Source organism: Streptomyces sp. NBC_00234 (genome assembly GCF_036195325.1).
Lineage (GTDB): Bacteria > Actinomycetota > Actinomycetes > Streptomycetales > Streptomycetaceae > Streptomyces.
Window position 1 is genome coordinate 1,628,488 of the sequence record NZ_CP108101.1, and the last position, 22,253, is coordinate 1,650,740.

The window sequence follows — 22,253 nt, forward strand, 5'->3', positions numbered from 1 at the left end:
TCACCGTGACCAGTCTCAGCGTCGAGACGCTGGCAGCGGACGCCGTCGAACCGATCACTTCGGCAGGCAACGCGCAGTTGGGCATCGCAGTCCTGGCGGGTATCGCCGTCATCGTTCTGCTCATCACCAAGTTCAAGGTGCACGCATTCCTGGCCCTGACCATCGGCTCGCTGGCGCTGGGCGCCTTCGCCGGGGCTCCGCTGGACAAGACGATCACCAGCTTCTCCACCGGTCTCGGCTCGACCGTGGCCAGTGTCGGTGTGCTCATCGCGCTCGGCGCGATCCTGGGCAAACTGCTCGCCGACTCCGGCGGCGCCGACGAGATCGTCGACACGATCCTCGCCAAGGCCAGTGGGCGCGCCATGCCCTGGGCCATGGTGCTGATCGCCTCGATCATCGGTCTGCCGCTGTTCTTCGAGGTCGGCATCGTGCTGCTGATCCCGGTGGTGCTGCTGGTCGCCAAGCGGGGCAACTACTCCCTGATGCGGATCGGAATCCCGGCGCTCGCCGGACTCTCCGTGATGCACGGGCTCATTCCGCCGCACCCCGGTCCGCTGGTCGCCATCGACGCCCTCGACGCCAACCTGGGTGTCACGCTGGCGCTGGGAGTGCTCGTCGCGATCCCCACGGTGATCATCGCGGGACCGGTCTTCTCCCGCTACGCGGCCCGCTGGGTCGACATCCAGGCGCCCGAGAAGATGATCCCCCAGCGTCCCTCCGAGGACCTGGACCGCCGTCCCGGCTTCGGCGCCACGCTGACGACCGTGCTGCTGCCCGTCGTGCTGATGCTGGCCAAGGCCCTCGTCGACATCGTCGTGGACGACCCCGAGAACCACGTCCAGCGGGTCACCGACGTGGTCGGTTCGCCGCTCATCGCCCTGCTCGCCGCCGTGATCCTCGGAATGTTCACGCTGGGCCGGGCCGCCGGATTCACCAAGGAGCGGCTCTCCACCACCGTCGAGAAGTCCCTCGCGCCGATCGCCGGTGTGCTGCTGATCGTCGGTGCGGGCGGCGGCTTCAAGACCACCCTGATCGACGCCGGTGTCGGCCAGATGATCCTGGAGTTCTCCGAGAACTGGTCGATACCCGCCCTGCTGCTCGGCTGGCTGATCGCCGTCGCCATCCGCCTCGCGACCGGTTCGGCCACGGTGGCCACCATCTCGGCGGCCGGTCTGGTCGCCCCGCTGGCAGCCGACATGTCCACGTCCCACGCGGCGCTGCTCGTCCTCGCCGTCGGTGCCGGTTCGCTCTTCTTCAGCCACGTCAACGACGCGGGCTTCTGGCTGGTGAAGGAGTACTTCGGCATGGACGTCGGCCAGACGGTCAAGACCTGGTCGGTGATGGAGACCATCATCTCCGTCGTCGCCCTGGGCTTCATCATGCTGCTGTCGCTCGTGTTGTAACTAGGGCGTGTCCTCGGGCTCCCGCCACTGCGGGTGCTCCCGGTCGGCCCATCGGCGCTCGACCGACCCGGTACGCATGCCACGGCGTGCCTCCGGGTCGGCGAGCGCCATCGCCATGTGTCCGGCCAGCGCGATGCCGATGGCCAGGGCCAGCCAGTCGTGTACGAACGTCGCGCTCGTGCGCCACACCAGCGGCGCGAGGCCGGTGAACCACATCAGCAGCCCGGTCCCGAGCATCACGAGCACGGCGCCGGCGATCCAGGCGGCGTAGAGCTTCTGCCCCGCGTTGAACTTCCCGGAGGGCCGGGAGACGGCCCGGTGGTCACGGCGCAGAGCCGCGCGCAGCCACTGCCTGTCGTACGGCCCGAAGCGGTTGAGCCGGGAGAGATCGGCGCGCAGCGCCCGCGACGCGAGGCCCGCGAGCAGGGGTACGGGGACGAGCAGCCCGGACCATTCGTGGACGGTGACCACGAGGTGGCGGCGGCCGACGAGTTCGGCGAGCTGGGGAACGTACAGGCAGGCGGCGGTCGCCACGCACAGGAGCGTCAGCCAGGCGGTGACGCGGTGCACCCAGCGCTGGGCCGGGGTGAACCGGCGGACGCGCCCGGAGGGTTCAGACGGTGGGGGCGTCGTCGCGGCCGTTGGACCGGCCGACCCAGGCGTCGACGTCATAGCCGAGCTCCTCCCAGTATCCGGGGCGCACGGAGTCGGTGACGGTGATCCCCGAGAGCCATTTCGCCGACTTGTAGAAGTACATCGGGGCCACGTACAGCCGAACCGGCCCTCCGTGGGAGTGGCTGAGCGGCCGGTCCTGCATCCGGAGCGCGACCAGCACGTCGTCACGCCGGGCCTGCTCGATCGTGAGGCTCTCGCTGTAGGCACCGTCGAAACAGGTGAAGCGGACGGCCTTCGCGCCGGGCCGTACACCGGCCGCGTCCAGCAGCGCGGCGAGCCGCACCCCTTCGAAAGGGGTCTCGGGCACCCGCCAGCCGGTGACGCACTGGACGTCGCGGACCATGCGGGTCTGCGGCAGCGCCCGGAGCGAGTCCAGGGTGTACGTGGCGGGGCGGTCGACGAGTCCGTCCACGGTGAGGCGGTAGTCGGCCGCGCTCTTCTTCGGTACGGAGGAGGCCACCGAGTAGTAGCGGAACCCACCGCCGTTGGGCAGCAGCCCGGTCAGGCCGGTGGGGTCCTTGTCGGCGACCGCGCCGAGACCGGTCTCCATGACCCGCTGGAGTGCCGGCGCGGCCACCACCGCGGCGGCGCCCGCGCCGAGCACGGCAAGGACCAGACGGCGGCCGACGGGCGGGCCTTCGGCATCGGGAGGGCGAGTGTTCACGCCCCCAATAGATCACCCGCGGTCTCCTGTCACCAGGGGCCGCGGGTGTCCGTCACTCTTCGGTAAGAACGTCCCTCAGCGCTCGGAGCCGGCCTCGGCGGCCTTCTCCAGCTGGAACGCCTCGTTGCCGAGGCCGATCCTGGCGTGCACCTCCGGCTTGGTGGAGCGCAGCACGGCGCCGTACACGAGGCCGCCGACGAGCGCGACACCGATGATGCCGGGCAGCAGCCAGTTGAGGACCGAGCCGGGGCCCGAGCCGACCAGCACGTCGAAGTCCTTGACGGTCAGGACGGCGATGGCCAGCAGGGCGAGGCCGGCCAGCCCGGAGGCCACCAGACGGGGCGCCTGCGCGCGGCCCGCACCGCGACGCACGAAGAAGGCGATGACGGCGAAGGCGGCGGCGGCCATCAGCAGGATGACGCCGAGCGCGCCGACGTTGCCCATCCAGGTGAACAGGTGCAGCACCGGTGCGGTGGGGTCGCCGATGGGGTTCTCGTCGGTGAGGGCGAAGGCCAGCACCACGGCGAAGGAGAGGACGGACTGGAGCAGCGAGCCGGTGGCCGGGGCGCCGCTGGTCCTGCTCGTACGGCCGAAGGCGGCGGGCAGCAGGCCCTCGCGGCCCATCGCGAACGCGTAGCGGGCGACGACGTTGTGGAAGCTCAGGAGCGCGGCGAACATGCCGGTGACGAAGAGGACGTGGAGTACGTCGGTGAACGTGGCGCCGAGCCGCTCCTCGGTGAGACCGAAGAGCATCCCCGGGCCCTCCTTGAGCGAGGTGTCCGCGATGAACCCGGGGCCGGTGGCGACGGTCAGCGCCCAGGAGCTGACGGCGAGGAACAGGGCCGCGTACCCGACGGCGAGGAACATCACGCGCGACACGACGATCTGCGGGCGGCTGGTCTCCTCGGCGTAGACGGGGGCCTGTTCGAAGCCGACGAACGCCGCGATGCAGAAGCAGAGCGCGGTGCCGAGACCCGCTCCGGTCAGGGTGTCGGGGTTGAACGCCTGGAAGGACAGGCCCTCGGGGCCGGGCTGGCTGACGGCGGCGACGTCGAAGATCACGACGAGGGCGCACTCGACGACCAGCAGCACGCCGAGGACCTTGGCGTTGAGGTCGATCTTGAGCCAGCCGAGGACGCCGACGATCAGGACGGCGACGAGGGCCGGCAGCCACCAGCCCATCTCGATGTCGAGGTAGGTGGCGAAGAGCCCGGCGACCTCGAAGCCGAGGATGCCGTAGATGCCGACCTGCATGGCGCTGTACGCGACCAGGGCGACGAGCGAGGCGCCCGCACCGGCCGTCGGGCCGAGCCCGCGCGCGATGTACGCGTAGAAGGCACCGGCGTTGTGCACGTGTCGGCTCATCTCCGCGTAGCCCACGCTGAACAGCATGAGGACGATGCCGAGGATGACGTAGAGCAGGGGCTGGCCGACGATGCCCATCACGCCGAAGACCGTGGGCATCACACCGGCGACGACCATCAGCGGGGCGCTGGCGGCGAGGACCGAGAGCAGGAGCCCCGGTGTGCCGAGCCGGTCGGCCCGCAGTGCGCGCTCCTCGCCCTTGTAGGTGCTTATCCCGCCGGTGTCGCCGGCCGCCGTTGCGGCGCCGGCCCGTCTCGTATCTGAACTGCCCGTCGACATGGCGGGGTTGTTCCCTTCGGTGAGTGGTGCGCGGGTCACGGGGCACCGAGCGCGAAGCGGCGCGCGGCAAGAAATTCGGGGTACGGATCGCGGCCGGAGTACGACCAGGGAGCCGGAGTGACGTGCGGGCCGATGCGGTGGAAGAGGGCGGCGGCCTCGGCGGGGCGCCCTTCGCAGACCTTGGCGTGGGCGAGGAAGTTGAGGTCGGCGCGGTGGCGGGGGTGGTCCTCGCGCTCCCACTCCAGCCACCAGTCGAAGGCCGCCTTCATGACCTGTCTGGCCCGCCGCCCCGACCAGTGCCCCGATCCGGCCGGGTCGTCGGACTCGCTGCCCGCGGCGACCAGGACGCGGTAGCGCTCGGCGTGGGCGACCACGGGGAGCACGGCGAGCGGCGAGTCCGCGGGGGCCTGTTCGGCGGCCCAGGCGGCGAAGTCGTAGACCTCGTGCAGCGGGTCCTGGCCGCTTTCGGGGTGGCACTCGGCGAGCTGGGCGGTCATCAGGTGGTGCGCCTGGTGGTGCTCGGGGTGGCGGGCCCGGATCTCCTCGAAGTGCCGGGCGGCCTCCTCCCGCGCGCCCTCCTCCCCCTGCGAGCCGCGGGCGCCGTCGAGCATCAGGAGGGCCAGCCAGGGCGTCGGGTCGGCGGGGTCGAGCCGGATCGCGGTCAGGCAGGCTTCGCGGGCCTTTCCGGAGGCGCCGGAGGGTGCCTTGGGGCGCAGGGCGCGGGAGACCGAGGCCCAGGCGAGGAGGGTGGCGGCGTCGATGCTCTCGGGTTCGGCGAGGAGCCAGTCACCGGCCCAGCCGAGGGCGGACGGAGCCTCGGCGAGGGCGACGACGCGATGGCCCCTGCGGTCCCAGTCGGTGCCGGTCGCGGCGAGCAGGGTACGCACTCTGGTCCACCGGCCCTGCTCGAACTGACCTCGCACTTCGACGAGTTCGCTGTCGTCGAGAGCCGGGTCGAAGGGGTGGTCCGAGCGACCGCCCCGTCGGCGGGAGCGGCCCAGGGGCGGCGGAGGCGGGGACATCCGCAGGCTTCTTTCGATGCGATGTGCGAGCAAATGATCGCGCACAGCAAACCGGCAGGGAACACTCCGAGTCAAGGGGAGACCTTCTCCAACTCCTCTCGCTTCCGACACAGTTGGCCGATTGCGTCCCGGTCGGAAGAGGTTCGCGCAGCTCACCGTGGGTGCCGGGGGTACCAGGAGTGACGCGTGCCACACTGGCGTCATGGAGAATCGTGAACCCCTCAAACCACTTCTCTTCGTCTTCCCGGGGCCGCTGCGCGACCAGTTGGTCGCCGCGGTGCTCGCCGGTGCGAAGGTGTCCACGTCCGGTCTGCTGGCCGAATACGAGGTGGAGAAGGAGGAGCTGCCGCCGGTCGGCGAGCGCTCCGCGCTGATCGACTCGGACGGACGGGAGGTCGCCGTGGTCGAGGTGACGGACGTCCGGGTGGTCCGCCTCGGCGACATCGGCCTCCAGCACGCGATCGACGAGGGCGAGGGCTACACGACGGTCGCCGAATGGCGGGCCTCGCACGAACAGTTCTGGCACAGCGAGGAGATGCGGGAGGCGCTCGGCGACCCGGAGTTCACCGTCGACGACGACACGCTGATCGTCGCCGAACGCTTCCGGGTCGTCGAGCTGCTCGATCCGCTCGGCTGATCCGCCGGGGCGGACCTGTCCGCACCGGCGGCAGGTTCAGTTCTGGCGCAGTGGCGGCATGGGCACCGGGATGTCGTACGCGGTCGCGCCCGCCCCGACCCCGCCCTCGCAGGTGTTGGGCGGCTGTGTGCCCGTCCCCCGCGTCGAGGGCCGCTCGGCGGCCCAGAACATGTAGCCCAGCATGCCGGAGGTCGTCCCGGCCCCGTTGGGTGCGACGGACTGCTCGAACGTCCCCGTCGACTTCTGCAGCGAGTTCGCGAAGTCCGTGCACTCCGGCAGCGACTTGGTCTGGTCACCGATGTAGAAGGCCCCGGTGAACTTGGCGGGGGCGAGCGGCGGCACCGGCGGCGAGTAGGTGGGCTTGCCGTCCACGTGTTCCTGCCAATTGGCGATGGCGGACGAGGCGGAGGGCTGACGCGCGGGCACCATCGCGTTGGCGTAGTCGAGGACGGGGGCGTCCGTGCGCAGCCAGTCGGCGGTGGCCTTGCGGTTGATGCCGATCAGCCAGCGGTCACCGGCCGCGGTGTCGATGGTGAGGCGGGCCGCCGGGTCCGTGCCGGCCGCCTGGTAGGGGTGGACCGAGCGGTAGGCGTCGATGAACGACTGCAGTCCGGCGAGGTTCGGGCCGGTGTTCTGTTCGTAGTCGATCTCGATCCCGACGCCGAGTTCGCTCGCGACGGCCGCGGCGTTGAGGCCGAGCCGGGTGGCGTCCTCGGTGAGGGCCGCGTCCCATTCATCGGTGTAGGTGATGCCTCCGATGGAGAGCATCACGCGAATCCCGTGCGAGGTGAAGTACCGCACGATCTCCGGTGTCATGCCCTTGGGCAGGCCGTTGACCGTGGTCGCGTCGTTCGTACGGTGCAGGAGCCGCTGGGGCTCGACGAAGCTGAGGACGACCAGGTTGACGGCCGGCCGGCCGTCCCCCCGGTCGATCAGCCAGTGGTTCATCGAGTCGAATTCGGCGGTGCTGCGTACGGTGCCCCAGGTACAGGCGTCGTCGCTGCAGTGCCAGGCGCCGTAGATCTGCGGCGGGGTGGGGGCGGCGGCCGAGGCGGCCGGCGCCTGGGGGACGAGCAGAGCCACGAGCAGGCCCAGGGTGCCGAGCAGCCTCGCGGTGAGCGTGCGGGAGACAAGCGGTCTGGGGCGCATACGGACCTCCGGAGAGGGAGCAGCCGACAGGACGGGGGGCGCTACGGGGGTGGCGCAGGCAGCGTGACAGGTCCAGACCAAGTCGGCAAGAGGCGGAGGCGGCCGTTCCCGCCTCCGCCGGACCCCTAGGCCACGGCCTCCGCCGCCGCCCGGCCCGCGGCACGGCCCGAGAAGATGCAGCCACCGAGGAAGGTGCCTTCGAGCGAGCGGTATCCGTGGACTCCGCCGCCGCCGAAACCGGCCGCCTCCCCCGCCGCGTACACCCCGGGCAGCGGGGTGCCGTCCGCCGCGAGGACCCGGGAGGAAAGGTCCGTCTCCAGGCCGCCCAGCGACTTGCGGGTGAGGATGTTGAGGCGCACCGCGATCAGCGGGCCCGCCTTGGGGTCGAGGATGCGGTGCGGCTTCGCCGTACGGATCAGCTTGTCGCCGAGGTAGGCGCGGGCCCCGTGGATCGCGGTGACCTGGAGGTCCTTGGTGAAGGGGTTGGCGATCTCGCGGTCGCGGGCGGTGATCTCGCCGCGCAGCGCTTCCTCGTCGATGAGCTTGTCGCCGGTCAGGGCGTTCATTCCGCGCACGAGGGCGCCGAGGTCGTTCTCGACGACGAAGTCCACTCCGTTGTCCATGAACGCCTTGACGGGCGCCGGGACATCGGCGCGCGCCCGGCCGATCACGTCACGGATCGACTTGCCGGTGAGGTCCGGGTTCTGCTCGGAGCCGGAGAGCGCGAACTCCTTGCCGATGATCCGCTGGTCGAGGACGAACCAGGTGTAGCCGTACCCCGACTTCATGATGTGGTCGAGGGTGCCGAGCGTGTCGAAGCCGGGGAAGAGCGGGACCGGGAGCCGCTTGCCGCGCGCGTCCAGCCAGAGGGACGAGGGGCCGGGGAGGATCCTGATGCCGTGCTTGGCCCAGATCGGGTTCCAGTTCTCGATGCCTTCGGTGTAGTGCCACATCCGGTCGCGGTTGATGTGGTGCGCGCCCGCCTCCTCCGCGATGCCGAGCATCAGGCCGTCGACGTGGGCGGGGACCCCGGAGAGCATCTTCTCGGGCGGGGTGCCGAGCCGCTCGGGCCACTGCGACCGTACGAGGTCGTGGTTGCCGCCGATGCCGCCGGAGGTGACGATCACGGCCTGGGCCTTCAGCTCGAAGGTGCCGGCGGCCTCACGGCTGCTCGCGGTGCCGCGTTCGGCGCCGCTCGGTTCGAGGATCTCGCCGGTGACCGTGTCGACCGCCCCCGCCGAGCGGCCGAGGCCGGTGACCCGGTGGCGGAAGGCGAACCGGACGAGGCCCTTGGCGACGCCCTCGCGCACCCTCCGCTCGAAGGGCGCGACGACTCCGGGGCCGGTGCCCCAGGTGATGTGGAAGCGGGGGACGGAGTTGCCGTGGCCGGTGGCGTCGTATCCGCCGCGTTCGGCCCAGCCCACGACGGGGAAGAACCGCATGCCCTGGGCGTGCAGCCAGGACCGCTTCTCGCCGGCCGCGAAGTCGACGTACGCCTCCGCCCACTTCCGTGGCCAGTGGTCCTCCTCGCGGTCGAAGCCCGCCGTGCCGTACCAGTCCTGGAGGGCCAGCTCGTGGCTGTCCTTGATCCGCATCCGGCGCTGCTCGGGCGAGTCGACGAGGAAGAGACCCCCGAAGGACCAGTGCGCCTGACCACCGATGGACTGCTCGGGTTCCTGGTCGAGCAGGATCACCGAACGTCCCGCGTCGACGAGCTCGGCGGTGGCCACCAGCCCCGCGAGCCCTGCCCCGATCACGATCACATCAGCGTCGTACGCCATGGATTCCATCCTTGTCACGAAGTTACTCGTGCGTCAGATCTTGGGTTCGGGCCGCGGCCACGTCAACCGTCCGGCGCCTCCCGCCTGCGGCGGTGTCATCGGCAAGCCCCGTGGTGGATTATTAATAATGGCCAGCATTAGAGTGGGGTCATGGCGAGAACGGCAGGAACCGACACCAGGGACAAGCTGCTCCGCGCCGCCGAGGAGCTCTTCGCGGCGCAGGGGATCGACGGTGCCCAGATACGGGACATCGTGCGGCTGGCCGGACAGAGCAACCCGTCCGCCGTGCAGTACCACTTCGGCTCACGGGCCGGGCTGCTCGACGCGGTGATGGCGGGCCGCCAGGAGCGGGCCGAACAGGTGCTGGCCCCGCTGCTGGCGGAGCTGGACGAGGACGCCGGGGTACGGGAGCTGCTCACGGCCCTGGTGACCTCCGAGGCGGCCCTGCTGGCCGATGACCGGGGGCGCCGCTGCCTGCGCGTGTCGGCGCAGCTCAGTCATGAGACCGGGCTGCGTACGGGCGTCCCGCACCCGGCACTGGACGCCACCGCGTACGGGCGGCTGATCGCCCGGATCGGCGCGTGCCTCGGCGCCCTGCCCCGCCCCGTACGCCTGGAGCGGCTCGACCTGGCCCTCACCCTGATCGGCGCGGCGCTGGCCGACCGCGCCCGCCAGTACCTCGACGGCACCGAGCCGCTGACCGGCGAGGGGCTCTTCCGCGCCGATCTCGTCGAGACCACCACCGCGTTTCTGCACGCCCCCGTGGGCCGAGACGCGTAGGACCGGCCTTCCTCACCGGCCGGTCCACCCCACCCGCACACAGAAGGACAGCGCAATGAGCGACAAGACCGACCTCACCGACAAGACCGTCGTCATCACCGGCGGCGCCCGGGGCCTCGGCGCCGAGGCGGCCCGCCTGGCCGTCGCGGGCGGCGCCAACGTGGTGATCACCGACGTCCTCGACGAGGAGGGCGAGGCCACCGCGGCGGCGCTCGGGGCGAAGGCCCGCTTCCAGCACCACGACGTGACGTCCGAGGAGGACTGGCAGCGCGTGACCGCCTTCGCGCTCGCCGAGTTCGGCCGGATCGACGGCCTGGTGAACAACGCGGGGATCTCCACCGGTCAGCCGCTGGAGACCGAGACCGTGGAGCACTTCCGCAAGGTCATCGACATCAACCTCACCGCGGTCTTCATCGGCATGAAGACCGTGATCCCGGTGATGAAGGCGAACGGCGGCGGTTCCATCGTCAATATCTCCTCGGCCGCCGGCCTCATGGGTCTCGCACTGACCTCCAGCTACGGCGCCTCCAAGTGGGGCGTACGCGGGCTGACCAAGATCGGCGCGGTGGAACTCGGCACGGACCGGGTCCGGGTGAACTCCGTCCACCCCGGCATGACCTACACCCCGATGACCGCCGCCGTCGGCATCCAGCAGGGCGAGGGCAACTACCCGAACACCCCGATGGGCCGGGTCGGCGAGGCGGCGGAGATCGGGGAGGCCGTGGTCTTCCTGCTCTCGGACGCCGCTTCGTACATCACGGGCGCCGAACTCGCCGTCGACGGCGGCTGGACCACGGGCCCGACCGTGAAGTACGTCATGGGCCAGTAGCCCGGGCCGTGCAGCGATCACGGCCGGCGGCGTGCTGTTGGATGGACGGCATGAGTGCTGCTGACGAGATCCTGGACATCGTCGACGAGAACGACGAGGTCGTCGGACAGGCCCCGCGCGGGGAGGCGACCGCGCGGGGCCTGCGCCACCGCTGCGTCTTCATCGAGGTGCGGGACGCGGAGGGCCGGCTGTTCGTGCACCGCAGGACCGCCACCAAGCTGGTCTTCCCCTCGCACTACGACATGTTCGTCGGCGGGGTCGTGGGCGCGGGCGAGTCCTACGACGAGGCGGCGCTGCGCGAGGCCGAGGAGGAGCTGGGAGTCACCGGACTCCCCCGCCCCGAACCCCTCTTCACGTTCCTCTACGAGGGCGGACGCCACACCTGGTGGTCCGCCGTCTACCAGGTACGGTGCGAGCTGCCGGTGCGTCCGCAGGTGGAGGAGGTCGCCTGGCACACCTTCCTCACCGACGCGGAGCTGGAGCACCGGCTCGGCGACTGGACATGGGTGCCGGACGGACTGGAGACGTATCAGCGGCTGAAGGGCTTCAGGGCGCGCTGACCCGGCCCCGCAGAACGCCGCATACCGGCAGATAAGGTTCCGACGTGAACGACTTTGTGCAGGGTCTCCGGCTGTGGTTCGCGCCGCAGCGGATCCGCGAAGAGGGCGACACCCCCGACTACCGCTTCTCCCTCGCCAATGAGCGCACCTTCCTCGCCTGGCTCCGCACGGCTCTCGCGCTGATCGGCGGCGGTTTCGCCGTCGACCAATTCCTCCCGGATCTGGTCCGGGCCGTGCGGACCGGTTTCTCGCTCGCCCTGCTCGCCGCCGGTGTGCTCTGCGCGCTCCGTGCGGTGAACCACTGGGTCCGGTGCGAGCGGGCCATGCGCCGCGGCGAGGACCTGCCGGTCTCCCGCTTCCCGACCCTGCTGAGTCTCGCGGTCGCCGCCGTCGCCCTGGCGATGGTGGTGGTGGTCCTCTTCGGCTGGGAGTCCTGATGTCCGGCCCCGAGCGGGATCCCGGCCTCCAGCCGGAACGGACCAGGCTGGCCTGGCGCCGCACCACCTTGTCCTCCACGGTGGTGGCCGTCCTGGCCGGCCGGCAGGCGCTGCACGGCGGGGCGACTCCGGCGGCGGTGATCGCCGTGGCGCTGAGCGTGCTGGCCTGGCTCGGCTTCCTGCGGGTGGCGCATCTGCGGGTGATGGCCATGGGGGCGGCCCGACCGGAGATGATGTCACCGCGCAGCGCGCTGATGTCGGCCGCGTGCACGGTCGCGCTGGCGGTGTTCGCCGCCGCCATGCTGTTCTGAGCAGGGCGCTCCAGGGAGGGCCGACGCTCAGGGCCGGGCGGTCAGGGCCAGGGCGCTCAGGTCTCCCATTCCACGGCGACGACGATCTTTCCGCGGGTGCGGCCCTCCTCGTTGAGCCGGTAGGCGTCCGCGGCCAGTTCCAGCGGGAAGACCCGGTCCACATGGACCCGGACGATGCCCTGTTCGGCCAGCTCCGCCAGCTGCGCCAGATCCGTGGCGTCGGGCCGCACGAACGCGTACTTGCCTCCGTACGACAGGACCTCGGCGTCCGCGATGGAGGCGAGCCGGCCGTCGGGCCCGAGCGCGTCGGCGGAGGCCCGCAGGGCCTCGCCGCCGACGGTGTCGAAGGCCGCGTCGATACCCTCGGGCACCAGGTCCCGCAGCCGGTCGGCGAGCCCCTCGCCGTACGCGACGGGCTCCGCGCCCAGCTGCCGCACATGGTCGTGGTTGTGCGGACCGGCCGTGCCGATGACCCGGCAGCCGATGTACCGGGCGAGCTGTACCGCCATCGAGCCGACGCCGCCGGCCGCCGCATGCACGAGCACGGTCTCCCCGGCCCGGACCCGCAGCGTGCGGTGCAGCACCTGGTAGGCGGTGAGGCCGGTCAGCGGCAGGCCGGCGGCCTCCTCGAAGCTCAGGCTCAGCGGCTTGCGGGCCAGGGTGCGCACGGGTGCGGCCACGTACTCGGCGAACGTACCGCGGGAGAGGAAGTCCTCGCGGACGTAGCCGATGACCTCGTCGCCCACCGCGAACTCGTCGACGGCGACTCCGGGTTGGACGACCACTCCGGAGACGTCCCAGCCGGGGATCACCGGGAAGACGGCTTCGAGGCCGCCCTGGAGATAGCCTTCGCGGGCCTTCCAGTCGACGGGGTTGACGGACGCCGCGCGCACCTTCACCAGCACCGCGTCGGGGCCGACCTTCGGGTCCGGCCGCTCGCCGTACTCCATGACGTCGGCCGAGCCGTACCTGCTGTAGCTGATCGCCTTCATCCTCCGACCATCGGCGCAGGTCAGGGTCGCCGCAACTCGGGCCGGGCGACCGTCCCCCGTACCGTTCTCACCAGCGCGGGACCGACGGCGTCGTCCACTCCGGCTCGGCCACGCGCATGGCCGCCGCGTCGTCGCGCTCACGCATCGTGCCGTCGTCGTCGAGCCAGCGCCTGTGCAGTACGGCGAGGCGCTCGCGGTCCAGTTCGACGCCGAGGCCGGGGGCGTCGGAGACCGTCAGCCGTCCGCCCTCGAAGACATGGCGGGTGGTGACGACGTCCTCGGTCTGCCACGGGTAGTGGCTGTCGCAGGCGTAGTCGAGGTTGGGGACGGTGGCCGCGACCTGGGTCATCGCGGCGAGGCTGATGCCCAGGTGGGTGTTGGAGTGCATGGAGAGCCCGACCCCGAAGGTGCGGCAGATCGCGGCGAGCTCCCGGGTGCGGTGCAGTCCGCCCCAGTAGTGGTGGTCGGAGAGGACGACCTGGACGGCGTCGCGGGCGAAGGCCGCGGGGAGTTCGGCGAGGGTCGTGACGCACATGTTCGTGGCCAGCGGCACATCCGTCCCGGCGGAGACGGCGGCCATGGCCTCCGTGCCGCTCGCCGGGTCCTCCAGGTATTCGAGTACGCCCTTCAGCTCGCCGGCGACGTACAGGGAGGTCTCGACCGACCAGGCCCCGTTGGGGTCCAGACGCAGCGGCTGCCCGGGGAACGCCTCGGCGAGCGCCCTGATCGCGGCGATCTCCTGGTCGGGCTCGAAGACGCCGCCCTTGAGCTTGAAGGAGGAGAAGCCGTAGTCACGGGCGAACCGCTGCGCCTGGCCGACGATTCCGGCCGGGTCCAGCGCGGCGCCCCAGTCGTCCCGCTCACCGGCTCCGGGGTGGGCGGCCCAGCGGTAGAAGAGATAGGCGCTGTACTCGACGGTGTCGCGGACCTTGCCACCCAGCAGCGCGTGCACGGGCAGGCCGAGGGTCTTGCCGAGCGCGTCCAGGCAGGCGACCTCGAAGCCGGAGACGACGGAGAGCCGCAGCTTGTCCACGGTCTGGACGCCGCGCAGGCCGCCCGCGTCGACCCGCTCGTCGGCGGACCGTGAATCGCCGCACACCTCGTCCGCGAGAGCGAACAGCCCGTTCACGTCAGTGACCGACCGGCCCTGCAGTGCCTGGGCGAGCGGCCGGGCCAGCTCAAGGTACTTGCCGTCGCCGTAGGTCTCCCCGATGCCCGTCACGCCGCCGCGTGTGACGACTTCCACGATGAGACGTGGGGTGTACGGCTGGTGGACGCCCTGAGTGTTGAGGAGCGGCGGATCGGCTATCAGGATCGGAGTGAGGCGGACTTCGTCGATCAACAGGGCTGTATCCATACGTGAACCCTATTCACGCATGCGGCTGAATGCCAGAGTCCGTCCCGGGTTCGCGCACATCGATTACGGGAGTTCACTGGACGACATACCGACTGGTCGGCATCATGGTCACCGATCGTCCTACCGCCCCGGAGGTGCGCACCATGAGCTCAGTCCACCCGCCAGGTCTCGACCCCGACCTGCTGCGCGGCCATCTCGACCGCGAGCGGCCGGGGCTGGTGAGCGGACCGCTCGAAGCCCGGCTGATCGAGGGAGGGCGCTCGAACCTCACGTACATCGTGAGCGACGGCACCCACCGCTGGGTCGTTCGCAGACCTCCGCTCGGTCATGTCCTGGCCACCGCGCACGACATGAAGCGCGAGCACCGGGTGATCAGCGCCCTGCACCCCACCGCCGTGCCGGTACCGGAGCCGGTGCTGCTCTGCGAGGACGATTCAGTCATCGGCTCCCCCTTCTACGTCATGGAGTACGTCGAGGGGACCCCCTTCCGTACGGCCGAGGAGCTCGCCCCGCTCGGCGCCGCCCGCACCCGGGCCGCGATCCTCGGCCTGGTCGACACCCTGGTGGATCTCCACGCCGTGGACCCCGAGTCCGTCGGGCTCGGTGACTTCGGCCGCCCGGAGGGTTTCCTCGACCGGCAGCTGCGCCGCTGGGGCAAGCAGCTGGACGCCTCCCGCAACCGCGAACTCGCCGGGATCGACGAGCTGCACTCCGCGCTCGGCCGCGCACTGCCCGCCTCCCCCGCGCCCACCGTCGTGCACGGCGACTACCGCCTGGACAACGTCCTGATCGGCCCGGACGACGAGATCAGGGCCGTCCTGGACTGGGAGATGTCGACCCTCGGCGACCCGCTGACCGACCTCGGCCTGCTGGTGATGTACAGCTCCGACCTCGACCTGCCCGAGTCGCCGGTCTCCACCACGAGCGGCGCCGCCGGCCACCCGACACCCGCGGAGCTGATCGAGCGCTACGCCGCCCGCTCCGGCCGGGACACCTCCGCCATCTCCTGGTACACGGCGTTCGCCTGGTTCAAGCTCGCCGTGATCCTGGAGGGCATCCACTACCGCTACACCCTGGGCCAGACCGTCGGCGCCGGCTTCGACCGCATCGGCGATCTCGTCCCCGTCTTCATCGAGCACGGCCTCACCACCCTCCAGGAAGGCTGAGTTACCCCATGGACTTCGCATTCGACGCCCGCACCGAAGAGCTGCGCGCCAAGCTGCTCACCTTCATGGACGAGCACGTGTACCCGGCGGAGAAGACCGCCGAGGAGCAGCGCGAGCACCTCGCGTCGCCGTGGGACACCCCGCAGATCGTCGAGGACCTGAAGGCCGAGGCGCGCAGGCAGGGCCTGTGGAACCTCTTCCTTCCCGACGCCGGGTACGGTGCCGGGCTGACGAACCTCCAGTACGCCCCGCTCGCCGAGATCCTGGGCCGCAGCCCGCAGTTGGCGCCGACCGCGCTGAACTGCGCGGCCCCGGACACCGGGAACATGGAGGTGCTCCACCAGTTCGGCACCGACGAGCAGAAGAAGCAGTGGCTGGAGCCGCTGCTCGCCGGTGAGATCCGGTCCGCGTTCGCGATGACCGAGCCCGAGGTGGCGTCGTCGGACGCGACGAACATCGAGACCCGGATCACGCGGGACGGCGACGACTACGTCATCAACGGCCGCAAGTGGTACATCTCCGGGGCGATGAACCCGGACTGCCGGATCTTCATCGTGATGGGCAAGACCGACCCCGACGGCTCCGACATCCGGCGCCAGCAGTCGCAGATCCTCGTCCCGCGCGACACCCCGGGGCTCGAAGTGCGGCGCGCCATGCAGGTGTACGGATACGAGGACCACTACCACGGCGGTCACGCCGAGGTCGTGTTCACCGATGTGCGGGTGCCCGCCACGAATCTCGTCGGCGAGGAGGGCGGCGGCTTCGCCATCGCCCAGGCACGGCTGGGCCCGGGCCGTATCCACCACTGCATGCGGCTGATCGGGATGGCCGAGCGGGCCATCGAGCTGATGTGCCGGCGGGCCGTGTCCCGTACGGCCTTCGGCAAGCCGCTCGCCCAGCAGGGCGTGGTCCAGAACTGGATCGCGGACGCCCGGGTCACGGTGGAGCAGCTACGGCTGCTCGTCCTGAAGACGGCCTGGCTGATGGACACCGTGGGCAACCGCGGTGCGCACACCGAGATCCAGTCCATCAAGATCGCCACCCCGCGCGCGGTCGTCGGCATCCTCGACCAGGCGGTGCAGCTGCACGGCGCGGGCGGGGTCAGCCAGGACTTCCCGCTTGCCGAACTGTGGGCGGCGGCACGGACGCTGCGTCTGGCGGACGGCCCGGACGAGGTGCACCAGCGGTCGCTGGCCCGCCGCGAGATCAAGAAGTACCTCTAGGCCCTCTCGTTTGGATCATGCGGATCATGCCGGGCTGATCCAAACGAAAGACCTTAGGTACTGCTCGGGGAGGCGCGCGGTGCGCGCCTCCCCGAACGGCTCAGAAGGTGAGCTGCCAGCTGTCGACGTAGCCGGTGTCCTGCGCGGCGACGTCCTGCACCCGGAGCTTCCAGGTGCCGTTCGCCACCTCCGCCGAGGCGTTGACCGTGTAGGTCGTGATCACGTTGTCGGCCGAGTCGCTGCTGCTCGAATTCTTCAGCCGGTAGGCGGTGCCGTCGGGGGCCAGCAGGTCGACGACCAGGTCGCCCCGGTAGGTGTGCTTGATGTCCACACCGACCTGGAGGGCGGAGGGCGCGTTGCCGGTGCGGCCGGTCACCGCGAGCGAGGAGCTCACCGCAGCCCCGTTGTCGGGCACGCTCAGATCGGTGGTGGTCGAGTAGACGTCACCGGCCGGCGGGGTGACCGTACCGGCGGAGAGGGTCCAGATCGCGTGGGCGACGGCGTCGCTGTTGCGGTCCAGGGCGGTGTCGTTGATGTTGGCCGTGGTGTCGCACGAGGAGTGGTAGCAGCGGTCGAAGGACTGCCCCGCGGTGCCGCCCCACTTCTGGGCCTGCGCGGCGCTCTTCGTGTTGCTCGCTCCGGTGAACAGACCGCCGACGGGCACGCCCGCGCTCTTGAACGGGGCGTGGTCGGAACGGCCGTCGCCCTCGGTCTCTATCTCGGTGGGTACCGACAGACCGGCGAAGTAGTTCTTGAAGGTCTGCTCGATGACCGGGTCGTCGTCGTAGACGAAGTAGCCGGGGTTCGGCGAGCCGATCATGTCGAAGTTGAGATAGCCGGAGAGCTTCGAACGCTCCGTCGTCGGCAGGTTGTTGACGTAGTACTTGGAGCCGACGAGCCCCAGTTCCTCGGCGCCCCACCAGGCGAACCGGAGGTGCTTGTCCGGTGCGAGCTGGGCGCGGGAGACGGCGAGAGCGGTTTCGAGTACGGCGGCCGAGCCCGACCCGTTGTCGTTGATGCCGGCGCCCGAGGTCACCGAATCGAGGTGCGAGCCCGCCATCAGGACCTGGTTGGGGTCGCCGCCGGGCCAGTCGGCGATCAGGTTGTAGCCGGTGGCACCGCCCGAGGTGAACTGCTGGAGGGCCGTGGTGTACCCGGCCGCGTCGAGCTTGGCCTTCACGTAGTCGATCGACGCCTTGTAGCCCGTCCTGCCGTGCGCCCGGTTGCCGCCGTTGGCGGTGGCGATCGACTGCAACTGGGTCAGATGGGCCTTGACGTTGGCGAGCGGGATGTCGGGGGCGGCAGCTGCCTGCGGGGCCGCGGCCCCGCTCGGGTCCGCCGCCTGCGCCGCCGGGGCGGCGGTCGCGAGCAGAGCGACGAAGGCGAGTGCGGCGGCTGCCCGGGATCTGCGCAGCGCAAAGCGGTTGGGGATCATTTCGAGGCTCCGGATTCCGTTCGGGGACTGACGGAACGTGCGGGGGGTGACCCGGCCACGCCGTGCCCGACCGGGTCCTGGAGCTGCTGGTGCGACGTGCGTGACCGATGTTCAGCGAGATGACCGCGCACCGTCAAGAGCGGGAACCGGACATGCACGTTCTATAAACGGACGGCACCGGGCGGAGGCGGGAGCGGCCCGGCTCCCACGATCATGAAGACCTGGGGAGTGTCCGCAAAATATCGTCGTCCACCCGAAGGGTGGGGCCGGCGGCATCTGGTGCGTGCTCTCGCAAGGCGCCGGAGTGCCCTTGTAGCGGAGCTACTCGGGCATTTCGGCAACGCCGCGAGAGTGCGTGCCAGACACCGCCGGCCAGACGAGACTTTGCGGACACGACCTAGGATGGACGGCGCGACGAACGGATCAACAAGGGGGAATCCGCCCGTGGTTAATGCCGTCAACCGAGCCGTGACCCGATCGACCGACCATGCGCTCGCCCTGTACCAGGAGCTGCGGGCCCGGGGCGCCTCCAGCGTCGACGTCGTCCTCACGGACGCCGGCCTCACCCCGGAGGAGCGCGAGCGGTACCGCGACGAGCTGCTGGCTCTCGGGCTCATCGTCGAGACGGACAACAAGCACGACGACCGCAGGGCGCTCCGTGAGGGCGGCCGGCCGGAGGCGGAGACCGACGACGTCGCCGTCATCGACCCCGAGATCGCCCTGCTGCGGCTGCTGGAGAAGGAACGGACCAGGCTGGGCGAGCATCTGCGCCGGGCCGACGAGGCGTACGGCACGCTCGAAGCACTCGCCGGCCGCTTCCTGAAGGCCGGGACGCTGTCCGGGGCCGAGGCGGAGTTCGAGGTGATCACCGACTACCGGCGCATCCAGCAGGCACTGGAGGACATCACCGACGTCGTCGAGGACGACCTGTGCTCGATGCACCCCACCTCGCTGGTGCGGGAGATCTCCGAGCGCTCACTGAGCCGGGACCGGCGCCAGCTCGAACGGGGCGTACGGGTCCGCTCGGTCTACAACCAGAACCTCGCCGCGTCGCCCGGGGTGGCCGAGCACCTGCGCCGCAAGGCCGAACTGGGCGTGGAGGTACGCCTGTCGCCGGTGGTGCCGATGAACATGATCGTCGCGGATCACCGCTTCGCGGTCCTGCCCGTCGACCCCGAGGACCCCGCCGCCGGCGCCGTCCTCGCCCGCGGCGCGACGCTGGTGCGTTCCTACCGGGCGCTGTACGAGTACTGCTGGCAGACGGCCTCGCCGTACGGTGCGCAGCAGTCTCCCGCACCGGGCGCCGACGGGCTGACGGACCAGCAGCGGGCTGCGCTGCGGATGCTCGCCTCCGGAATGAAGGACGAGAAGATCGCCCGCGGCCTCGGGGTTTCGCTGCGGACCGTGAGCCGGCTGCTGTCCGAGGTGATGCACGAACTCGGCGCGTCGAGCCGGTTCGAGGCCGGGGTGCGCGCGACCCGGTCCGGCCTGCTCGACTGAGCACGGACGGACCCGGGAGCGCCCGGACGGCCTTGTGGGCCTGAGTCCGGTGTGTGCCCGGTCCGTCCCGCACCGCACCCGTCCCTCAGAAACCGAAGACCGGCCCGGTCGGCGAGGCCAGTGGCGTTCCGGCGGGCGGTACGGCGAGCGCGTCCAGAGTCACCGGGCGGCCCGGCGGCACCCCGAGCACGGCGGCGAGCCGGTCGGCGCCCTCCGGCATCACCGGCCGCGCCCAGGCGCTGAGCGCCGCCGCCACACTCAACTGGGCCGCGAGCACACCGAGGTACGCGTCGCCGCGCCCCGGCCGTGAACGCTCGTAGGCCGCCTCCTCACCGAAGCCGGCGACCGACCTGACGACCTCGTCGAGCACGGCGACCGCCCGGCGCGGGTCGAAGGCATCGGGGCCGTACGCCTGTCGCAGGTCGCCGACCGCCCCGGTCAGCCTGCGCAGCTGGACGTCCCAGCCGGCCCCGTCCGGCTGCGCGGCGGGCACCAGGCCGCCGTTCTCGGCCCGCACGGCGCCGAACAGGCCGTTCAGCCAGGTGTTCCAGGTGTCGTCGAGGACCTGGCGGCTGCGTGTCAGGCGGTCGCGGCGGAACCCGGAGCGACGCTCGGCGGCGCGGGTCTCCAGGACGTGACGGCGCAGGGTGTCGGAGCCGAACTCGTTGAGCAGGTCCAGCGCCCACAGGCCCGTCCCGTCCTCCTCCGTCAGGCGGTAGGTCTCGCCGACGACGTGGACGTGCGCGGGCTTCACGCCCTGTTCCAGCAGGAGCGCCGGAAGCAGCACGGCCTCGTGGAACGCGTGCCCCGCACCGCTGAACCGGACCGCGCGGCCGGGCAGTTCGTCGGCCACCGTGCCGTGGCCGGACAGCTGCAGCGCCACGGCCTCGAAGCCGGCGTCCACGACGTGGTCGTCGAAGCCCTCCACCCGCACCGGTACGCCCCAGCGGCCGGGCTGGGACACGGCCACGTCCGGCAGCCCGTCCTCGGCCAGGCTCTCGCACAGCGCGGCGATCCTGGGCGGCATTCCGGCGGTCGCCCAGTAGGAGACGAGGTCGTCGCGGAAGGGCTCCAGCGGCAGGTACAGACGGCGCAGCCTGCGCGGGTGCGCCGCCGTCCCGCACAGGACGCACCGGGGTACGGCCAGGTCGCCCCCGTCGTTGGGCCGCCCGCAGGTGCGGCAGGTGCCCGCGGACGCGGGGGCGGCACAGTGCGGACACCCGCCGGTGACATGGGCGCCGTGGAGCCAGCGCCCACAGGGCTCGCAGTACGGCAGGGGGCGTACGCGTGGGACGACGATGCCCTCGGCGTGCAGCCTGGACACGACGTCCTGGACCCAGCGGCGGTATCCGGCCGAGCGCCGGGGCCGGGCGATCTGGTCGAACTCGACCCCGGCCCGGCGCAGATCGGCCTCGATCGCCGCGCGGTTGCCCTCGGCCACCGCCGCGGGCGGCCTTCCGGTGCGCAGGGCCCGCAGTTCGACCGAGGCCGCATGGTCGGCGGTTCCGGTGGTGAACAGCACGCTCTCGCCGTCGGCGCGCAGGAAGCGGGTGAGGGCGTCGGCGGCGACGTAGGGGCCGGCCAGATGTCCGAGGTGGAGCTCGCCGTGCGTGGCGATCGGTGTCGTGGTGATCCACAGGGACGCTGTGGTTCGCATGGGTGTCCGTTCTGCCGAGTCGTGTGAGGATGCGCGCGAACGCCCGGATACCGTCCGTGTGTTGGCGGTCATCCGTCCTCACCAGCGTGGCAGGGGAACGGTCGTGGGGACGTGTGCGGGAGCCTGCGGACTCACGCCGTGACGTGGATACGCCACGCGCGTCGGCGGGTGCCGCCGTCCGGGTATGCGGCCGAGCGGACCGCTGCCGCCGCCGGATGTCCGGCGGCGGCAGCGGCGTTGAGCTTCGGGGGCGTCCGGCCCGTCGTGGCTCGGGACCTACGTGGGGCGCGGGCGGTGTCCCGACGGGCGCGAGGCGACCGTCAGACGCGGACGAGTGCGTCGTACCGCATCCAGCCCACGCCGTCGGCCGCCGCCGCGGTACTGACGCGCGCGTAGGTCACGTTGTAGGAGTTGTCGACCCAACTGGCGTATTCGCAGCCGGGGCCGGGTGCGCCGACGATGTCACCGGCCTGCTTGGTCTTCACGATCACGCTGTAGGGGTTCGGTTCCTCGTACACGCCTGCCGTCGGCCACAGGACCTTGTAGTCGCAGCTGGACTGCGTCGCCGCGACGGCGCCCTGCGCGGTCACGAGCACACCGGCGGCGGAGAGTGCGGTGGCAACAGCCGCGAGGGTGAGAAGTCTTGAGCGCATGGGTGCGCGTCCTCCCTGGTTGATGGTGAGTCAGGGCGCACAGACTGACAGGCCGCTCGGCACTGCCGCCCACCGGCCTCCCCTGCCACCGGTCCGGCGAGGTGAACCCGCAGGAGCAGGAGAGGGCCACCCGTCACCGGAAGCGCCGGCCGACCTGAACCCGGCAGGCCCTAGTAGCCGCCGGAGGACTCGTGGTCGGCCAGGGCGAGCTCTCTGAGGAACGCCCGCAGGCGCAGCAGCAGCCGCGCGCCGAGGCGGACGGCCCGCGCGTGGTGCGGTCCGTACGCCGCGTTCCAGAGAGCGGGAACGTGGGTCATATATCCAGCTTCGACCCTTTCGCGGAAATCGTCACCCGCGAGGGTCGCGCCGCCCCCGCCG

At 71.2% G+C, this 22,253-nt stretch carries 22 protein-coding genes; 10 read left to right on the plus strand and 12 right to left on the minus strand.

The window, feature by feature from the left end; translation table 11 throughout:
• Positions 1-5 precede the first annotated feature (5 nt).
• Positions 6-1,403: a GntP family permease gene (locus tag OG230_RS07005; RefSeq protein WP_328909250.1), complete on the plus strand. Its 1,398-nt coding sequence runs from the start codon at positions 6-8 to the stop codon at positions 1,401-1,403.
• Here OG230_RS07005 and OG230_RS07010 read toward each other — a convergent pair whose 3' ends face one another.
• From OG230_RS07010 to OG230_RS07025, 4 genes are all read right to left on the minus strand, one after another.
• Complete coding sequence (locus tag OG230_RS07010) at positions 1,404-2,075, minus strand: cytochrome b/b6 domain-containing protein (RefSeq protein ID WP_328909251.1); 672 nt, start codon at positions 2,073-2,075, stop codon at positions 1,404-1,406.
• Positions 2,017-2,742 carry a molybdopterin-dependent oxidoreductase gene (locus OG230_RS07015; RefSeq protein WP_328909252.1) on the minus strand — a complete coding sequence of 242 codons (726 nt, stop codon included), beginning with the start codon at positions 2,740-2,742 and terminating at the stop codon, positions 2,017-2,019. The genes OG230_RS07010 and OG230_RS07015 overlap by 59 nt, the downstream gene beginning before the upstream one ends.
• A 75-nt stretch (positions 2,743-2,817) precedes the next feature.
• Entirely contained in the window at positions 2,818-4,386 is a 1,569-nt protein-coding gene (locus OG230_RS07020) for an APC family permease (RefSeq protein ID WP_328911330.1), read from the minus strand.
• A 35-nt stretch (positions 4,387-4,421) separates the two neighbouring features.
• Positions 4,422-5,408 (minus strand): hypothetical protein, encoded by a 987-nt coding sequence (locus tag OG230_RS07025; RefSeq protein WP_328909253.1) that lies wholly within the window; start codon positions 5,406-5,408, stop codon positions 4,422-4,424.
• Between the two features lie 202 nt (positions 5,409-5,610).
• On the opposite strand from OG230_RS07025, the gene OG230_RS07030 reads away from it, so the two are divergent.
• A complete protein-coding gene (locus OG230_RS07030; RefSeq protein WP_328909254.1) occupies positions 5,611-6,045 on the plus strand; it encodes an ASCH domain-containing protein in 435 nt (144 codons plus the stop codon).
• 36 nt (positions 6,046-6,081) lie between these two features.
• On the opposite strand, the gene OG230_RS07035 is transcribed toward OG230_RS07030, so the two are convergent.
• Both OG230_RS07035 and OG230_RS07040 read right to left on the minus strand, forming a co-directional pair.
• On the minus strand, positions 6,082-7,194 hold the full coding sequence (locus tag OG230_RS07035) for a hypothetical protein (protein ID WP_328909255.1): 1,113 nt from the start codon (positions 7,192-7,194) through the stop codon (positions 6,082-6,084).
• A gap of 125 nt (positions 7,195-7,319) precedes the next feature.
• Positions 7,320-8,975: an FAD-binding dehydrogenase gene (locus tag OG230_RS07040; RefSeq protein WP_328909256.1), complete on the minus strand. Its 1,656-nt coding sequence runs from the start codon at positions 8,973-8,975 to the stop codon at positions 7,320-7,322.
• A gap of 150 nt (positions 8,976-9,125) precedes the next feature.
• Between OG230_RS07040 and OG230_RS07045 the strand changes: the two genes are divergently transcribed.
• Genes OG230_RS07045 through OG230_RS07065 form a run of 5 tightly spaced genes read left to right on the plus strand, consistent with a single transcriptional unit; the run spans position 9,126 to position 11,892 of the window.
• Positions 9,126-9,755: a TetR/AcrR family transcriptional regulator gene (locus tag OG230_RS07045; RefSeq protein ID WP_328909257.1), complete on the plus strand. Its 630-nt coding sequence runs from the start codon at positions 9,126-9,128 to the stop codon at positions 9,753-9,755.
• A gap of 55 nt (positions 9,756-9,810) precedes the next feature.
• Positions 9,811-10,584 (plus strand): glucose 1-dehydrogenase, encoded by a 774-nt coding sequence (locus tag OG230_RS07050; RefSeq protein ID WP_328909258.1) that lies wholly within the window; start codon positions 9,811-9,813, stop codon positions 10,582-10,584.
• Positions 10,585-10,634: 50 nt separating this feature from the next.
• Positions 10,635-11,144 (plus strand): NUDIX hydrolase, encoded by a 510-nt coding sequence (locus OG230_RS07055; RefSeq protein ID WP_328909259.1) that lies wholly within the window; start codon positions 10,635-10,637, stop codon positions 11,142-11,144.
• Between the two features lie 44 nt (positions 11,145-11,188).
• On the plus strand, positions 11,189-11,581 hold the full coding sequence (locus tag OG230_RS07060; protein WP_328909260.1) for a YidH family protein: 393 nt from the start codon (positions 11,189-11,191) through the stop codon (positions 11,579-11,581).
• Positions 11,581-11,892: a DUF202 domain-containing protein gene (locus OG230_RS07065; protein ID WP_328909261.1), complete on the plus strand. Its 312-nt coding sequence runs from the start codon at positions 11,581-11,583 to the stop codon at positions 11,890-11,892. Before OG230_RS07060 ends, OG230_RS07065 begins: the two co-directional genes overlap by 1 nt.
• Positions 11,893-11,948: 56 nt before the next feature.
• Here OG230_RS07065 and OG230_RS07070 read toward each other — a convergent pair whose 3' ends face one another.
• Positions 11,949-12,884, minus strand: a complete 936-nt coding sequence (locus OG230_RS07070; protein WP_328909262.1) for an NADP-dependent oxidoreductase — start codon at positions 12,882-12,884, stop codon at positions 11,949-11,951.
• A gap of 67 nt (positions 12,885-12,951) precedes the next feature.
• The gene (locus tag OG230_RS07075) at positions 12,952-14,241 is read right to left on the minus strand and encodes a glucarate dehydratase family protein (RefSeq protein WP_328909263.1); all 1,290 of its coding nucleotides are present in this window, start codon (positions 14,239-14,241) and stop codon (positions 12,952-12,954) included.
• A 143-nt stretch (positions 14,242-14,384) separates the two neighbouring features.
• Between OG230_RS07075 and OG230_RS07080 the strand changes: the two genes are divergently transcribed.
• Positions 14,385-15,407 carry a phosphotransferase family protein gene (locus OG230_RS07080; protein ID WP_328909264.1) on the plus strand — a complete coding sequence of 341 codons (1,023 nt, stop codon included), beginning with the start codon at positions 14,385-14,387 and terminating at the stop codon, positions 15,405-15,407.
• Between the two features lie 8 nt (positions 15,408-15,415).
• Positions 15,416-16,630, plus strand: a complete 1,215-nt coding sequence (locus OG230_RS07085; RefSeq protein WP_328909265.1) for an acyl-CoA dehydrogenase family protein — start codon at positions 15,416-15,418, stop codon at positions 16,628-16,630.
• A gap of 100 nt (positions 16,631-16,730) precedes the next feature.
• Here the strand turns inward: OG230_RS07085 and OG230_RS07090 are convergent, their stop codons facing one another.
• On the minus strand, positions 16,731-18,065 hold the full coding sequence (locus OG230_RS07090; protein ID WP_328909266.1) for a M28 family metallopeptidase: 1,335 nt from the start codon (positions 18,063-18,065) through the stop codon (positions 16,731-16,733).
• Between the two features lie 468 nt (positions 18,066-18,533).
• On the opposite strand from OG230_RS07090, the gene OG230_RS07095 reads away from it, so the two are divergent.
• Entirely contained in the window at positions 18,534-19,565 is a 1,032-nt protein-coding gene (locus OG230_RS07095; protein WP_328909267.1) for a helix-turn-helix transcriptional regulator, read from the plus strand.
• 85 nt (positions 19,566-19,650) lie between these two features.
• On the opposite strand, the gene OG230_RS07100 is transcribed toward OG230_RS07095, so the two are convergent.
• The 3 genes from OG230_RS07100 to OG230_RS07110 form a co-directional block, all read right to left on the minus strand.
• Complete coding sequence (locus OG230_RS07100) at positions 19,651-21,222, minus strand: class I tRNA ligase family protein (protein ID WP_328909268.1); 1,572 nt, start codon at positions 21,220-21,222, stop codon at positions 19,651-19,653.
• A gap of 320 nt (positions 21,223-21,542) precedes the next feature.
• Positions 21,543-21,875 (minus strand): glycosyltransferase, encoded by a 333-nt coding sequence (locus tag OG230_RS07105; protein WP_328909269.1) that lies wholly within the window; start codon positions 21,873-21,875, stop codon positions 21,543-21,545.
• A gap of 170 nt (positions 21,876-22,045) precedes the next feature.
• Positions 22,046-22,192: a hypothetical protein gene (locus tag OG230_RS07110; RefSeq protein WP_328909270.1), complete on the minus strand. Its 147-nt coding sequence runs from the start codon at positions 22,190-22,192 to the stop codon at positions 22,046-22,048.
• Positions 22,193-22,253 lie beyond the last annotated feature (61 nt).

What these genes read in the sequence shown, in the direction of transcription:
- OG230_RS07010 (WP_328909251.1), bottom strand. Translation starts at nt 2,075, where the DNA reads ATGACGTCGACGCCTGGGTCGGCCGGTCCAACGGCCGCGACGACGCCC.
- OG230_RS07020 (WP_328911330.1), bottom strand. Translation starts at nt 4,386, where the DNA reads ATGTCGACGGGCAGTTCAGATACGAGACGGGCCGGCGCCGCAACGGCG.
- OG230_RS07025 (WP_328909253.1), bottom strand. Translation starts at nt 5,408, where the DNA reads ATGTCCCCGCCTCCGCCGCCCCTGGGCCGCTCCCGCCGACGGGGCGGT.
- OG230_RS07030 (WP_328909254.1), top strand. Translation starts at nt 5,611, where the DNA reads ATGGAGAATCGTGAACCCCTCAAACCACTTCTCTTCGTCTTCCCGGGG.
- OG230_RS07035 (WP_328909255.1), bottom strand. Translation starts at nt 7,194, where the DNA reads ATGCGCCCCAGACCGCTTGTCTCCCGCACGCTCACCGCGAGGCTGCTC.
- OG230_RS07040 (WP_328909256.1), bottom strand. Translation starts at nt 8,975, where the DNA reads ATGGCGTACGACGCTGATGTGATCGTGATCGGGGCAGGGCTCGCGGGG.
- OG230_RS07045 (WP_328909257.1), top strand. Translation starts at nt 9,126, where the DNA reads ATGGCGAGAACGGCAGGAACCGACACCAGGGACAAGCTGCTCCGCGCC.
- OG230_RS07050 (WP_328909258.1), top strand. Translation starts at nt 9,811, where the DNA reads ATGAGCGACAAGACCGACCTCACCGACAAGACCGTCGTCATCACCGGC.
- OG230_RS07055 (WP_328909259.1), top strand. Translation starts at nt 10,635, where the DNA reads ATGAGTGCTGCTGACGAGATCCTGGACATCGTCGACGAGAACGACGAG.
- OG230_RS07065 (WP_328909261.1), top strand. Translation starts at nt 11,581, where the DNA reads ATGTCCGGCCCCGAGCGGGATCCCGGCCTCCAGCCGGAACGGACCAGG.
- OG230_RS07070 (WP_328909262.1), bottom strand. Translation starts at nt 12,884, where the DNA reads ATGAAGGCGATCAGCTACAGCAGGTACGGCTCGGCCGACGTCATGGAG.
- OG230_RS07075 (WP_328909263.1), bottom strand. Translation starts at nt 14,241, where the DNA reads ATGGATACAGCCCTGTTGATCGACGAAGTCCGCCTCACTCCGATCCTG.
- OG230_RS07080 (WP_328909264.1), top strand. Translation starts at nt 14,385, where the DNA reads ATGAGCTCAGTCCACCCGCCAGGTCTCGACCCCGACCTGCTGCGCGGC.
- OG230_RS07085 (WP_328909265.1), top strand. Translation starts at nt 15,416, where the DNA reads ATGGACTTCGCATTCGACGCCCGCACCGAAGAGCTGCGCGCCAAGCTG.
- OG230_RS07090 (WP_328909266.1), bottom strand. Translation starts at nt 18,065, where the DNA reads ATGATCCCCAACCGCTTTGCGCTGCGCAGATCCCGGGCAGCCGCCGCA.
- OG230_RS07100 (WP_328909268.1), bottom strand. Translation starts at nt 21,222, where the DNA reads ATGCGAACCACAGCGTCCCTGTGGATCACCACGACACCGATCGCCACG.
- OG230_RS07105 (WP_328909269.1), bottom strand. Translation starts at nt 21,875, where the DNA reads ATGCGCTCAAGACTTCTCACCCTCGCGGCTGTTGCCACCGCACTCTCC.
- OG230_RS07110 (WP_328909270.1), bottom strand. Translation starts at nt 22,192, where the DNA reads ATGACCCACGTTCCCGCTCTCTGGAACGCGGCGTACGGACCGCACCAC.